At 64.7% G+C, this 12,188-nt stretch carries 12 protein-coding genes; 3 read left to right on the top strand and 9 right to left on the bottom strand.

What is annotated here, in order from left to right; all coding sequences use genetic code 11:
- Positions 1-93: 93 nt before the first annotated feature.
- A complete protein-coding gene (locus BMY31_RS03835) occupies positions 94-423 on the top strand; it encodes a hypothetical protein (RefSeq protein WP_143802928.1) in 330 nt (109 codons plus the stop codon).
- 116 nt (positions 424-539) lie between these two features.
- On the opposite strand, the gene BMY31_RS08915 is transcribed toward BMY31_RS03835, so the two are convergent.
- The 5 genes from BMY31_RS08915 to BMY31_RS03855 all read right to left on the bottom strand — a co-directional run bounded on the left by BMY31_RS08915 (position 540) and on the right by BMY31_RS03855 (position 6,477).
- Positions 540-668 carry a hypothetical protein gene (locus BMY31_RS08915; RefSeq protein WP_255375258.1) on the bottom strand — a complete coding sequence of 43 codons (129 nt, stop codon included), beginning with the start codon at positions 666-668 and terminating at the stop codon, positions 540-542.
- A gap of 175 nt (positions 669-843) precedes the next feature.
- Complete coding sequence (locus BMY31_RS03840; RefSeq protein ID WP_180371349.1) at positions 844-3,054, bottom strand: ATP-dependent helicase; 2,211 nt, start codon at positions 3,052-3,054, stop codon at positions 844-846.
- Positions 3,055-3,171: 117 nt separating this feature from the next.
- On the bottom strand, positions 3,172-3,849 hold the full coding sequence (locus BMY31_RS03845) for a GNAT family N-acetyltransferase (RefSeq protein ID WP_234970667.1): 678 nt from the start codon (positions 3,847-3,849) through the stop codon (positions 3,172-3,174).
- Between the two features lie 170 nt (positions 3,850-4,019).
- Positions 4,020-5,411, bottom strand: coding sequence for an ATP-binding cassette domain-containing protein (locus tag BMY31_RS03850; RefSeq protein ID WP_180371350.1), 1,392 nt, complete (start codon positions 5,409-5,411; stop codon positions 4,020-4,022).
- A gap of 1 nt (position 5,412) precedes the next feature.
- Complete coding sequence (locus BMY31_RS03855; protein ID WP_257612370.1) at positions 5,413-6,477, bottom strand: ABC transporter substrate-binding protein; 1,065 nt, start codon at positions 6,475-6,477, stop codon at positions 5,413-5,415.
- 818 nt (positions 6,478-7,295) lie between these two features.
- Between BMY31_RS03855 and BMY31_RS03860 the strand changes: the two genes are divergently transcribed.
- Together BMY31_RS03860 and thpR are read left to right on the top strand one after the other, a co-directional pair.
- Positions 7,296-8,777, top strand: coding sequence for a DUF1846 domain-containing protein (locus BMY31_RS03860; RefSeq protein ID WP_078686947.1), 1,482 nt, complete (start codon positions 7,296-7,298; stop codon positions 8,775-8,777).
- Between the two features lie 32 nt (positions 8,778-8,809).
- On the top strand, positions 8,810-9,481 hold the full coding sequence (gene thpR, locus BMY31_RS03865; RefSeq protein ID WP_091008433.1) for an RNA 2',3'-cyclic phosphodiesterase: 672 nt from the start codon (positions 8,810-8,812) through the stop codon (positions 9,479-9,481).
- Here the strand turns inward: thpR and BMY31_RS03870 are convergent.
- The 4 genes from BMY31_RS03870 to idi all read right to left on the bottom strand — a co-directional run bounded on the left by BMY31_RS03870 (position 9,451) and on the right by idi (position 12,182).
- Complete coding sequence (locus tag BMY31_RS03870; protein WP_091008436.1) at positions 9,451-9,987, bottom strand: hypothetical protein; 537 nt, start codon at positions 9,985-9,987, stop codon at positions 9,451-9,453. The genes thpR and BMY31_RS03870 overlap by 31 nt on opposite strands.
- Positions 9,988-10,037: 50 nt before the next feature.
- Positions 10,038-10,883: a DegV family protein gene (locus tag BMY31_RS03875; RefSeq protein WP_078686950.1), complete on the bottom strand. Its 846-nt coding sequence runs from the start codon at positions 10,881-10,883 to the stop codon at positions 10,038-10,040.
- 69 nt (positions 10,884-10,952) lie between these two features.
- A complete protein-coding gene (locus BMY31_RS03880) occupies positions 10,953-11,384 on the bottom strand; it encodes a MarR family winged helix-turn-helix transcriptional regulator (protein ID WP_091008439.1) in 432 nt (143 codons plus the stop codon).
- A 228-nt stretch (positions 11,385-11,612) separates the two neighbouring features.
- Positions 11,613-12,182 (bottom strand): isopentenyl-diphosphate Delta-isomerase, encoded by a 570-nt coding sequence (idi, locus tag BMY31_RS03885; RefSeq protein ID WP_078686952.1) that lies wholly within the window; start codon positions 12,180-12,182, stop codon positions 11,613-11,615.
- Positions 12,183-12,188: the final 6 nt, after the last annotated feature.

Below are 12,188 nucleotides of genomic sequence, written 5' to 3' on the forward strand. Positions count from 1 at the left end.
CATGAGATCCCCAACCTCGCCATTTTTCTCGTGGCCTGTAAGCAAGGTGCTAAAGTAGACATGAAACAACTGATGCCTATGTCTGGATGCGGAATGAGGATTCTATATTATGAGGGGTCTGAGGATGACCCAAATATCCAATTTATAGACGCTTCGCTTGAGGGGCTGGGTGAGAGCGCCCACATCGAGGTCAACAGTGAGCGCGTAGAGCTGAGCGAGGTCGAGAGCGTCGGAATCTCCTCTCTCGCGGACATGCGCTCCGTCGCCAGGGTTGCGCTGACCAGCGGAAGAACCATTTGGCTGTATGTTCCGCGCGTGTTCCCCGGCGGCATCACGGACGTCATGATCAACAACATCCCCGCCACCGAGCGCGTCGTGAGGCAGCTGGACGAGCTCGCTGGGTCGAGGGACGGGGCCGAGTAGGCCGACCCCGGACGCGTCCGCGTGGACGCCACAAGAGGCCGCGCGCCGGCACCGGAGCGCGGCGGCCGTCACGGCAGGCCCGAAGCTCAGTCCTCGGGCATATGGCGAAAGTCGTCCTAGTGGCTGAAGGCTGCGACGACGAACGCGAGGCCACTGGCAAGCCAGAGGGCGAGCACCAGGAGGGCGGCACGATAGAGCCAGGGAGCCCTCGTGGCACGCTTAGAAACGCTGTGGGGTGCTGGCATGCGAATACCTGCTTCGTTTTAGGCGCGTGTGGATACGTACAAACATGCATATAGATAATTTAACATATCGCACGGCATGTCACCAGCTCGGACGCGAGCGGCAAGCGCTCAGGAGCAAGCGGTAGCCCCAAGCGCAAGGCCAGCGTACCAGACAGGCATGCCAGGCTAGCGCCCCCTACTCCACCCGCTCGAGCGGTACGCGGAAGGTGATGGTCCGCATGGTCCCCATGTCGTCGAACTTGACGAGGTAGGCGCGGCGTCCCTCGTCGACCTCGCGCACGCTCCCGACCCCGAAGACGCGGTGCCGGATGCGCTCCCCCACCTTGAAGCGCGGAGCCGACCTCAGACGTTCTGCGGCGGCGATTTTGCTGTCAGAGAGCCTGTAGTAGTCGCGTGCCTCAGCCACGAGCGAGTCGGGCAGTGGCTCGTCGAACTCCACGAGGCCTGGCTTCAGGTCGAGCATGAAGCGCGACGGATAGCGGGGTATCCCCTCCTGCGCGGCACCCTCGGCGTCCACTAGGTAGAGCCCCTTACAGGCGCGCGTCATCGCGACGAAAGCGAGCCTTCGCTCCTCCTCCATCCCCTCTCGCGAGCGCACCTTGCGCGAGGGAAAGACACCCTCGTTGAGCGCCGCCACGAAAACATGGGGAAACTCGAGCCCCTTGGCGGCATGCACGGTCATGAGCCTGACTTTGTCGCGCTCCATCCCCTGGTCGATGTTGGAGAAGAGCGCGACGTGCGTCAGGTAGCGCTCGAGTGTGGCCTCCTCGCCGCAGCTGGTCTCGTACTCGTATATGGACTGGCGAAGTTCGGCCAGATTGTCGAGCCTCTCCTGACTGCCCTCGGTCCTGAGCGCGAGCTCGTAGCCGCTCTCGTCCAGAAGACGTGCCAGGAGCTCGGAGACCGTCCTGTGGCTGGCGTCGGCCGAGTACCTGTCGACCATCTGGACGAACTCGCGCGCGGACGTGCCCCTGAAGAAGGGGTCGTCCAGGCTTCGCCGCAGCGCCTCGAGCAGGCTGATGCGCTGCCCCGCCGCGAACTCGCGCAGAAACCTCATGCGCTGCTCGCCGACGTTTCGCTTGGGGCGGTTCACGATGCGCATGAACGAGAGGTCGTCGCGGTAGCAGACCATGCGCAGGTAGCTGAGGGCATCCTTCACCTCGCTGCGTTCGAAGAACTGCACGCCAGAGTAGATGACGTAGGGAATCTTCCTCTTGACGAGAGCCTCCTCTATCGCGCGGGTCACGTAGTGCGCACGATAGAGGATGGTGATGTCGCGATAGTCGACGGGGTTTCTTCCCTCCTCGAGGCTTCCCGCGTGGAGCTCCGCTATCCGCTCGGCGATCCAGGCGGCCTCGTCGGCGGAGCTGTGGGCGTGGTGCCCCCTCACCGCAAGGCCGGACGGAGCAACGGCGCTCAGGGTCTTCCTGTAGCGGATGGTGTTCTTCGAGATGAGGTCGTTGGCCACCGAGACGATCTGCGGCGTCGATCGGTAGTTGCGCTTCAGCTCGATGGTCTTGCAAGGAGAGAACCTGTCGGCAAACTCGAGCAGAAAGCGGATGTCTGCGCCGCGCCAGGTGTAGATGGTCTGGTCGGGGTCGCCCACGACGAACAGGTTGCGGTGGTGTGCCTGGAGGACCTCCATCAGCTCGTACTGCAAGGGGTCGATGTCCTGGAACTCGTCGACCATGATGTACTCTAGGCGGCCCTGCCACTTGCCGCGCACCTCCGCGTTGCTCGCGAACACGTGCAGAGTGAAGACGATGAGGTCGTTGTAGTCCAGCCCGAAGCACTTCTTCTGCTGGTAGAGGTAGCCGTAGAACAGGATGTCCTCGACCTTGGTCGCCGAGAGGTAGCGCTCGTGGAGCTCGTCGGCGCTGGGTCCGACCATCAGTCTGAAGTAGTCGCGCTCGCTCACGCACTTGCGCATCTCGAACATGTCGCGTGCGCGGGAGAAGGTCATGTCGCGCAGGCTGAGACCGCGCTCCTCGTAGATGATGCGCAGCATGGCGTCGATGTCCGAGTTGTCGAGCACCAGAAAGTTCTTGGGGTAGCCAACGGCGTACGAGTCCTCCTGCAGGACGCTCACGCAGAAGCCGTGGAAGGTGTTGACGTATCCGGTGTCGTCGTCGCCCGTGAGTCGATGTATGCGCTGGCGCATCTCGTTGGCGGCCTTGTTGGTGAAGGTGACGCACAGGATGTTGCCGGGAAAGATGCCAAGCTCGTTCACGAGGTAGGCGAAGCGGTGGCTCAGGGTTCGCGTCTTGCCCGTCCCGGCGCCAGCGATCACGCGCACGTAGCCCTCGGTGGTCGTGACCGCCTCGAGCTGCTCGGCGTTGAGCCCGCGAAGTGCGTCCTCGCCCATGGGCCCCAAGTCCTTCTCCATAGCAAACCCCCCTGCAAACTAGAACACGCGTTCTATTTTGCAGGGGGATATCGATTTGGTCAAGTGCCCGACGGCGACGTTCGCCGGGGCCGCACTGGAAGGCATCGGGGAGAAGGGCTACAGCCTTCGCCCGTACAGGTAGATCGACCCCTTGTCGCTCTTGCGCGAGGGACCCTCCTTCTTCTGGATGAGGTCGAGGCCGCGGTGCTCGACGAAGTCAAAGTTGGGGACGTCGGAGATCATAGTGAAGAAGCCATGGGCGCCGTGCTCGCAGAAGTTCATGACGGCGGCCTCGAACAGCCTGCTTCCGATGCCCTTTCCCTGGTCGGCCGGGTTGACCACCAGAAGGTTGAGCTCGGCCTCGGCGTTGGAGTAGCCGCGAGAGATGAAGACGTCGGCCGTGGTGTACATGCGCAGGCGGCGGAAGAGCATCTCCTCCACGTCGGGCCCGCCCAGCTTCGCGCGCTTGCGTGCGGCCTCCATGAGCCTGGCATAGGTCTCGTCCATGCTGTGGTCGTGGATGATGGATCCGTCCTTGGCAAAGCCGCCCAGACAGGCACCCACGACGTGCAGGCCGCGGACCGCGACCATGGCGAACTGGGAGCGCTTGAGCGAGCCGGCGGTCATGACGCGGCCGAAGGTGATGCGGTCGAAGTAGCCCTCGACGTTGGGGACCCATATGCGTGCGCAGATCTTCGCCACGTCGTCGAAGTCCGCGTCCTGGTACGGACGAAACGTTATGGCGGGGTCGACCTCATACTCATTTGCAGCAATCTGCATAATCTGGTCCGTCATTGTCACATCCCTGATTCGTTAACAATACTGGGACACTTTAACGCATAAAGTCACATAGCCACGGCAACAATTGGGCACGCAGCAGCATGTGGCCCCCTATGGTGCATCGAACGATCCAAGCACACCAAATCGCCACGTCCTCACGCGACCGCCGACGCTGGCCGACGGCCCTAGGCGATGTGCTCGGACGAGGGACCTCCGAGGCTGAACTCGCGCGCCCCCAGACGCTCGACGTCCAGGCGATCGTGCGTCGCGACCACGAGCGTGCGGCCGCGGCGGTGCTCGAGCAGGAACGAGACCGCGCACAGGTGGCTGGCCTCGTCGAGCGCGGAGAACGGCTCGTCCAGGAGGAGCGCGTCCCCCTCTGCCGCGACGGCACGCGCGAGCTCGACCCGGCGGCGCTCCCCTCCCGAGAGCCTGCGGACCGGGACGTCCAGGCACTTCTCGTCCAAAAGATCGCGGAGAAGGGCGCGCGCACGGGGTCGCAGGCGGGCACCTCCCATGACGAGCGCGACGTTGTCGACGGCACCCATGTCCTCTATGAGCCGAGCCTCCTGGAAGACCACGCAAGGCGCCTGCGCGGGAAGGACCTCGCCCGCAACAGGCGGCAAGAGGCCCGCGAGCGTGTGGAGGAGCGTCGTCTTTCCGGCGCCGGACTCATCGCAACACGCCAGGGCACGTCCATCGGCGAGCCCGAGCGAGAGGTGGGCGCGAACGACAGACCGGCCGTGGCCGAGGCTCACGTCCGAAAGGGCAAGGTGCGCGGGTCCCTTGGGAGCCGGGCGGGCGGACGCGAGGTGAGGCGCCAGGAGGGTTGTCCAGCGGCCGGAGCGCTCGAGCAGGAAGACGAAGGCGGCCCCGCAGGCCCAGGAGCACGCGACGATGACTGCCGTCCAGGCAAGGAGGTCGGCAGTCTCGAGCGTGACCTTCGCCTGGTAGATGCGCTCGCCGATCGATCCCACGGGACTTCCGATGAGCTCCGCCGCCACGGCAGCCTTCCAGGCCATGCCGCAGACGTTTCTGCTGACGCCCACCAGCGCGGGCAGCACCTCGGGCCACGTATGGGCCAGAAAGCGCGTCCTCCTTGGCACGTCAAACGAGCGAAGCATCTCCCCCACCTTGGCGTCAACACTGTCCAGGGCCTCGAGGTATGCGTGGTAGATGGCCGGAAACACGGCCAGAAACACGGCTATGCCGGAGACGCCCCGAGAGCCGACCCGCATCAGCAGCAGCACGATCACGCAGACGATCGGCACGCTCCGAAGCACCGAGACCGCGGGGCCAACGAGCGCGCGAGCGAGATCGCTCTCGTGGGCCAGGCAGGCGAGGCCTATGGCCAGTGCAAATCCGGCGACGAATCCGCAGGCGATGCGCGAGAGCGAGAACCAGACGACGCCAGGCGTGGCCGAGTCGGTCAGGAGCAATAAGAGGCGCGCGAGGGCCTCCGCAGGACCCGCCAGCAAAATGGCGTTTCCGACAGCTATGCTGGCAAGCTGCCACGCGGCTAGCCAGAAGAGCACGGCGACCGCGCAGCGCAGGGCGGATGAAGCTCGCTCAGACAACCTACTCACCCAGATAGTAGAAGTCGTCCGCGGGCATGTACCCGCCGACAGAAGTGGGGTCGGCATCGAACAGGACCTGCAGGTAGCCCTCGAGGGCGTCCTTCATCTGGGTTCCGGTCAGGCACACCACGTTGCAACCGGGAATGGCCTTCTTGGCAATGGGCTCCTTCGCGACGATTCCCGCCTTCACCACGAGCTTCGCGGCGGCTTCGGGGTCGTCGTTCACGGCGTCGACCGAGGCGGCATGCCTCTGGAGGAAGTCTCTCACCACCTCGGGGTGGTCCTTCGCGAAGTCGGAACGCACGACCGTGACGCCCATGACGAACTGGCTCCCGTCGTCCACGTAGCGCTTCCAGACGTCAGTCAGGCTCACGACGGACGAGACAACGGGATTCTTGGCGATGGTGGCCGTGGCGAAGGGCTCGGGCAGGATGCCGACAGCGTTGGCATCGTTCGCCAACACGGCCGCGACCTCCTCGTGCTCGCTCTTCCACTCGACGCTCACCTTGTCCGAGATGCCGGCCTTGCCCAAGAGGTAGTTCAGGGTGTACTCGGGACTCGCGCCCTTGCCCGAGACGTACACGGTCTTGCCCGCAAGTGCCTCGAAGTCCGTGACGGAGGCGTCTCCCGTCACGACGGACAGCACGCCAAGAGTGTTGACGTCGATCGTCTGGACGCCGCCCTTCGTCTTGTTGTAGAGCACCGCGGCCGCGTTGGAGGGAACGAGTGCAATGTCGACCGATCCCGAGATGACCTGGGGCAGGACCTCGTCCGGAGAGGCCGAAATTGCGTACTGGTAGCTAACACCATCCCCTGCGGAGCTATCCGACTTCTCGTCGTCCTGCGAGGAGTCCGCCTCGGGAATGCCGGAGGTCTGGTCCATCATCGACACCAGCCCGATAGTCGTGGGCCCCTTGAGGGACGCGACACGCACGGTGACGTCCTCCGGCTCCGCCGAAGGTGCGGGGTCGCTCGAGGCGGGCGAGCAGGCGGCAAGTGCAAACGCCCCTCCCAACCCAAGGCCTGCGGCAAAAAGTTGACGGCGAGTGAGGTTCATCGTGCTCATGTGGTGCGTCCTCCCATTCGTGCTACGGCATTGCAATTCAAAAATTCAGTCAATGGTACCAGTGTCCGAGGCCTTCGTTCCGCACATCGGCCAACGTGCGGCAAACGGCCGTCCCCGCGGCACAAAAAACGGGCGGCCCGAAGGCCGCCCGTGCCGGGTAACTCGTTATGTACCCTTTGGACTCTCCCCCTTAAGTCGGGTAGTCCTCGCGTGAGGTAGAACCCATCCTATAGATACGGAGAACGAAAACGGCGCCTTATCGATTGGCGCCCACGGTCCGCTGTGGCATGTCACCGGTACTTCCATCTGTCTTCTCGGAGACTTGTACGGCGCTTGTGCCGCTTACCTGGCCTCTAGGTCTATGGCCTGCGGGAGTAGACGGGACTCGCGATGCCTGCCACAGCGGACTTGGTAGCTGAATCTATGCGGTTCTAAAGGTTTGCCCTGAGAAGAACCAGTGCTTCTTCTGTTGACTCAATCCTACCCGATTGCGTCCGGCGATTGCACGCAAATGTACACGAGATAGTAGTCCTTTGAGTAAGCGGTATATATGTGAGCGCGAACGGCACAATTTGTTTTTAAACATTCGACATTTCGATATCGTACTAGCCTCACATTTGAAACCAGACGGCGCGAGGGGGCGACGCGAGCGAGCCACACGCGAGCAGAGCACGGGCTCGAGCGCGAGGGAACGCAGGTCAAGCCCCATGTCACTTCATAAAAGTCCCATGTGAATACCGCCAGAAGGCATTCCCAAAGCATTGCCGGCCAAGGTACCATCTGTACATATTTTGCAACCATCGTCAGCCGGAGGACCCATGCAGATTGGCTTCGACAACGACAAGTACATCGAGATGCAGGCAAGGCACATCCGCGAGCGCATCGCGCAGTTCGGCGGAAAGCTCTACCTGGAGTTTGGCGGCAAGCTCTTCGACGACTACCACGCGAGCCGAGTCCTGCCCGGGTTCGCCCCCGACTCCAAGGCCCGCATGCTCGAGCAGCTGGCCTGCGACGCCGAGGTCGTCTTCGCCATCAACGCAAACGACATCGAGCAGGGCAAGCGCCGCTCGGACATCGGCATCACCTATGGCGAGGACGTCCTTCGCCTGATGGACGTCTTCCGCGGCATGGGCCTCGCCATCGGTGGCGTCGTCATCACCCGCTTTGCGGGCCAGCCCAAGGCGGTCGCGTACGAGAGCCGCCTTTCCCAGATGGGCATCAGCGTCTACCGCCACTACCCCATCGCAGGCTATCCGACGGCCGTCGACCTGATCGTCTCGGACGAGGGATTCGGCAAGAACGACTACGTCAAGACCAAGAAGTCCCTTGTCGTCGTGACGGCACCGGGCCCCGGCTCGGGCAAGCTCGCCGTCTGCCTGTCGCAGCTCTTCAACGAGCACAAGCACGGCGTCAAGGCGGGCTACGCCAAGTTCGAGACCTTCCCGGTGTGGAACCTCCCCCTCAAGCACCCAGTCAACGTCGCCTACGAGGCGGCGACCGCCGACCTGGACGACAACAACATCATCGACCCCTACCATCTGGAGGCCCACGGCGAAGTCACGGTCAACTACAACCGCGACGTCGAGACCTTCCCCGTCCTGAAGGCCATGATGGAGAGCATCCTGGGCGAGAGCCCCTACCAGTCCCCCACCGACATGGGCGTCAACATGGTCGGCAACTGCATCTGCGACGACGAGGTCTGCCAGGAGGCCAGCAAGAACGAGATCATTCGCCGCTACTTTCAGGCCGCCGAGAAGATCGAGCGCGGCGGGCAGTGCGAGGGCGAGCTCGCGAAGATCGGCCTTCTCATGCGCGAGGTCGGAGTGGACGAGAACTACAACCCCGCGCATGCGGCCGCCCTCCTCAAGGAGGAGGCGTCCGGCCTGCCCGCCGGTGCCATGATGCTCCCGGACGGGTCGATCGTCACCGGCAAGACCACCGAGCTGCTCGGCGCGGCCTCGTCGCTCCTGCTCAACGCACTCAAGCGCGTGGCCGGCGTCGCGGACGAGACCTACGTCGTCTCCGACGAGGCCCTCTCGCCCATCGGCCACCTCAAGACCTCGTACCTGCGCAGCCGCAACCCACGCCTGCACTCCGACGAGACCCTGCTGGCGCTCTCCATCAGCTCCGCCACCAACCCCCTGGCCCAGAGGGTCATCGCCGCCACCAAGGAGCTCAGGGGCTGCGACGCGTACTTCTCGGTCATCATCTCGCGCACCGACGAGGCCGTCTACAAGAAGCTCGGCATCAACGTGTGCTGCGAGCCCAAGTTCGAGCGCGGAAGCTTCTACCACAGGTAGGCCCCACGACACCCAGGCGGAATCGAGGTCCCATGAGGGAGCCGAACCACCCAGAGACCGCGGAGTCCCTGCGCCGCAGGCTCTTCGTGGCGCTGACCCTTGACGGGTCGACGCGCGACGAGCTCGAACGCGTGCAGGGGCTCCTTTTGCCCGACCTTGCGCACCCCCACCTGACGTCGCGGCACAACCTGCACCTGACGCTTGTCTTCCTGGGCGAGCAGACACTCCGGCAGGAGGCGGACGCGACGAGGGCAATGCGCGCGGCCACGCGGGCGTTCGCGGACGCCGGAGGGACGAGCTTCCGGCTGAGCCTGGGCGACCTGGGCTGCTTCGAGAGGCGCAGCCGCTCCGTGGTCTGGATGGGCCTCAGGCGCACGGGCAGCGCACGGGCGGGCTACGGAAGCCTCATGAAGCTTCAGGCTCTACTTGAGGCTGAGCTTGTCCTGACAGGACTCAAGACCGAAAGACGCCCGTTCAGACCCCACATCACGCTGGCACGAGGCTGTCGTGTGGCGCCGGGGACGGGCGAGAAGAGCATGGAGGACCTTCTCCTTAGGAGGAGCCGCGAGTTCGGCCTTGCCGCAGAGGTGGGCGCGGACGAGAAGTGCCCGTCGTTTGGCGTAGACGGGATCTCGCTCATGTGGAGCCACCATCCGGCGGGCGGCGCCCTCGCCTACTCCGAGCTGTCGCGCTGCTCGCTGTAGCCGCCCAGCATGGTGTAGTCGGCGGACGCCGCAGCGAGCCGACCGACCGAATTCCAGAAGCGCTGCCCCTCTGGGGCATGTCCCTCGTCCCCCTCGACGGGAACGTGCAAGGCGGCCGTGGCGATGACGCGCTCGCGCCGCGCGGACTCGAGTTCGGGATCCGCTTGGCCGGCGATGCCCTGGAGGACGCCCTCCTGGGCAAGAATGGCATGCGCCGCGAGGGAGAGCTCGTCTTGTGCGCGCAGGACGGATGCGGCCGCCTCCCGGGCGCTCTCGTGCTCACCGAGGGTCGAGCCCTCGGCGCGCTGGACCTTGGTCTCGCGGCGGCGGAGCTCGTCGGCGTTGGCCTCGACCGGCATTACGGGAGCACCGGTCGCCGCGGCTGCCACCAGGGCGCCTGCGGCGACGGCACCGCCAAGGCGAAGCCCCGCCTCGCCGGCCGCCTGTGCCGGCGTTTCGGCGGGTGCCTTCGCCCGAGGTTCCTCTGTGCCGCTGCGCTCAGCCATATCCTGAGGATAGCAGGAACGGCAGGGGCCTCGCGACTTCTGGGTCCACCCTACTTGTGGAAATAGGCCAGCGCAATCGCGCCGGGGCCCACGTGTGTGCCGATGGCGGCACCCACGCTCACGCACAGGAGGGCGTCGGTGTAGTCCTCCCAGAGGTAGCGGCTGTCCTCGACGTACTTGTCGAGCAGCTTGGTCGACAGTCCGGTGTATCCCAGGGACAGGGGCATGTCGAAGTCGATGCCGCCGCTTTTCTCGACCGCTTGGTTGAGCAGGTTCTTGCCGTTCTTGGACCCGCGGGCCTTGCCCAGGATCGCGACGGCACCGTCGTCGATGGTGATGACGGGCTTGATGGAGAGCATTGCGCCCACGGCGCCGGCCGCCGACGAGATGCGGCCGCCCTTGCGTAGGTACTCGAGCGTGTCGAGAAGCGCGACCAGGCAGATGTCGCCCTTGCGGCGATCGAGCTCCTCGGCGATCTGGGCGGCGGACTTGCCCTCGTCGACGAGGCGCAGGGCAAGCTCGACCAGGCAGCGCTCGCCGACCGTCGCGTTGAGGCTGTCGACCACGTGCACATTGCCCCTCGCGGCGTCTGCCGCCATGCAGGCGCTCTGGTAGGTTCCGGAGAGCTTGGACGAGATCGTGATGACGACAACCTCGTCGCCCGCACCCTGGGCTTCCTCGATGGCCTGCGAGAACTCATAGGGCGTTGCCTGGCCCGTCGTGGGCAGGCCGTCGCTCTCGATGAGCATCTCGTAGAAGCGGTCGTGGTCGAGGTCCACGCCATCGAGGTAGACCTTGCTTCCGAAGGTGATGGAAAGCGGCACGACCGTGAGGTTTGCGGGACACTCCTCGGGCGTGATGTCCGACGCGGAGTCGGTGATGATGCGAACTGACATGCTTGCTCTTCTCCTCTGGCTGATCGTTGGGGCCGCACGGCGAGCGATGGCCGCGGGCGGCATCGGAATCTAGATGTGAGACAGGTTCTTGTTGATGATCGAAAGGGCAAAGTACATGGCGTCGCGCGTCTCGAAGTCGAGACCCTTGCCGGCGCTCTTGACGACGTTGCCCAGGAAGTCGTCGCACTCTTGGATGACCTGGTCGCCCTTGTCGGTCAGCAGGATGGGCTTTCCGCCGCGCGCGCCGCCGACGGGATCGACGGTCACGAAGCCGCCCGAGCTGAGACGCGAGATCGAGCGCGAGACGACCGCGCGGTCGACGCTCATCATGCGCGCGAGCTGGGCCGAGGTGACGCCCGCGGGCTCCTTCTGGAGGTAGTAGAGGGCGATGCCGTCGGTGCCGTGGAGGCCGTAGCGACGCATCTCGTCGGTCTTGATGCGGGTGACCTCCTTGTTGATGGCCGAGATCAGTCCCACGAAGTTCTCGAAGCGCTGGCTCATACGATGATTCTCCAAGGTGAGTCGGGCACGCGCGGATGCGTGCGGTCGCCAAGAAACGGGAATCAGTGTACGGCAATATGTTGACGTGTCAACACTGAGATGAAAAATACTGGCGATTTGTCAACTTGAATTCGAGCAACGGACGCGATTGCTTCGTGTGCGAGGGAAAACGGGCGTTTTTTCGGCGGCCCCGTATGCCGACGGGAGGGCGCCACGCGGGACCGCCCCCTACGCTCGGCTCCCCCACAGCCAGCGCGCGACCATGGGACACGCCGTGACGAACCACGCTGTGTAGCGCCTGGGATGCAGGCGAAGGTCCTCGAGGACCTCGTCGAGCAAGACCCAGGCGACGGACTCGGCCTCGTGGGGGTCGGGCCTGACCGGGCCGTCGTAGCGCCCCACGAACACGTGGTCGTACTCGTACTCGACAAGGTGGTTGGGGAGAGCCGCCCGGTACACGAAGGAGCCGACCTCGGCGCACTCGGCCCCGCTGACGCCGAGCTCCTGCTGCAGGCGTCTGGCCACCGCTGCGCCGAGCTCTTCGCCTGCACGCGGGTGGGAGCACACCGAGTTGGTGAGAAGCCCGCCCGAGTGGTACTTCTCGCGCGCGCGGCGCTGAAGCAGGACCTCGACCCCGAGCTCCCCGCTCCGTACGAGGAACACCGAGAACGCGCGATGCAGGAGGCCCTCCTCGTGCACCGCAAGCTTGGGCATGGTGCCGACCTCGCGGTCGAGCATGTCGACGAGGACGAGCGAATCCTCCTCCTGATTTGACAGCAGCTCAGCGAGCGATGCCATGGGGCC

Origin of the sequence: Parafannyhessea umbonata (assembly GCF_900111255.1) — a bacterium.
GTDB classification, from domain to species: domain Bacteria; phylum Actinomycetota; class Coriobacteriia; order Coriobacteriales; family Atopobiaceae; genus Olsenella_J; species Olsenella_J umbonata_A.

What these genes read in the sequence shown, in the direction of transcription:
- BMY31_RS03835 (WP_143802928.1), top strand. Translation starts at nt 94, where the DNA reads ATGAGGATTCTATATTATGAGGGGTCTGAGGATGACCCAAATATCCAA.
- BMY31_RS08915 (WP_255375258.1), bottom strand. Translation starts at nt 668, where the DNA reads ATGCCAGCACCCCACAGCGTTTCTAAGCGTGCCACGAGGGCTCCCTGG.
- BMY31_RS03840 (WP_180371349.1), bottom strand. Translation starts at nt 3,054, where the DNA reads ATGGAGAAGGACTTGGGGCCCATGGGCGAGGACGCACTTCGCGGGCTC.
- BMY31_RS03845 (WP_234970667.1), bottom strand. Translation starts at nt 3,849, where the DNA reads ATGACGGACCAGATTATGCAGATTGCTGCAAATGAGTATGAGGTCGAC.
- BMY31_RS03855 (WP_257612370.1), bottom strand. Translation starts at nt 6,477, where the DNA reads ATGAGCACGATGAACCTCACTCGCCGTCAACTTTTTGCCGCAGGCCTT.
- BMY31_RS03860 (WP_078686947.1), top strand. Translation starts at nt 7,296, where the DNA reads ATGCAGATTGGCTTCGACAACGACAAGTACATCGAGATGCAGGCAAGG.
- thpR (WP_091008433.1), top strand. Translation starts at nt 8,810, where the DNA reads ATGAGGGAGCCGAACCACCCAGAGACCGCGGAGTCCCTGCGCCGCAGG.
- BMY31_RS03870 (WP_091008436.1), bottom strand. Translation starts at nt 9,987, where the DNA reads ATGGCTGAGCGCAGCGGCACAGAGGAACCTCGGGCGAAGGCACCCGCC.
- BMY31_RS03875 (WP_078686950.1), bottom strand. Translation starts at nt 10,883, where the DNA reads ATGTCAGTTCGCATCATCACCGACTCCGCGTCGGACATCACGCCCGAG.
- BMY31_RS03880 (WP_091008439.1), bottom strand. Translation starts at nt 11,384, where the DNA reads ATGAGCCAGCGCTTCGAGAACTTCGTGGGACTGATCTCGGCCATCAAC.
- idi (WP_078686952.1), bottom strand. Translation starts at nt 12,182, where the DNA reads ATGGCATCGCTCGCTGAGCTGCTGTCAAATCAGGAGGAGGATTCGCTC.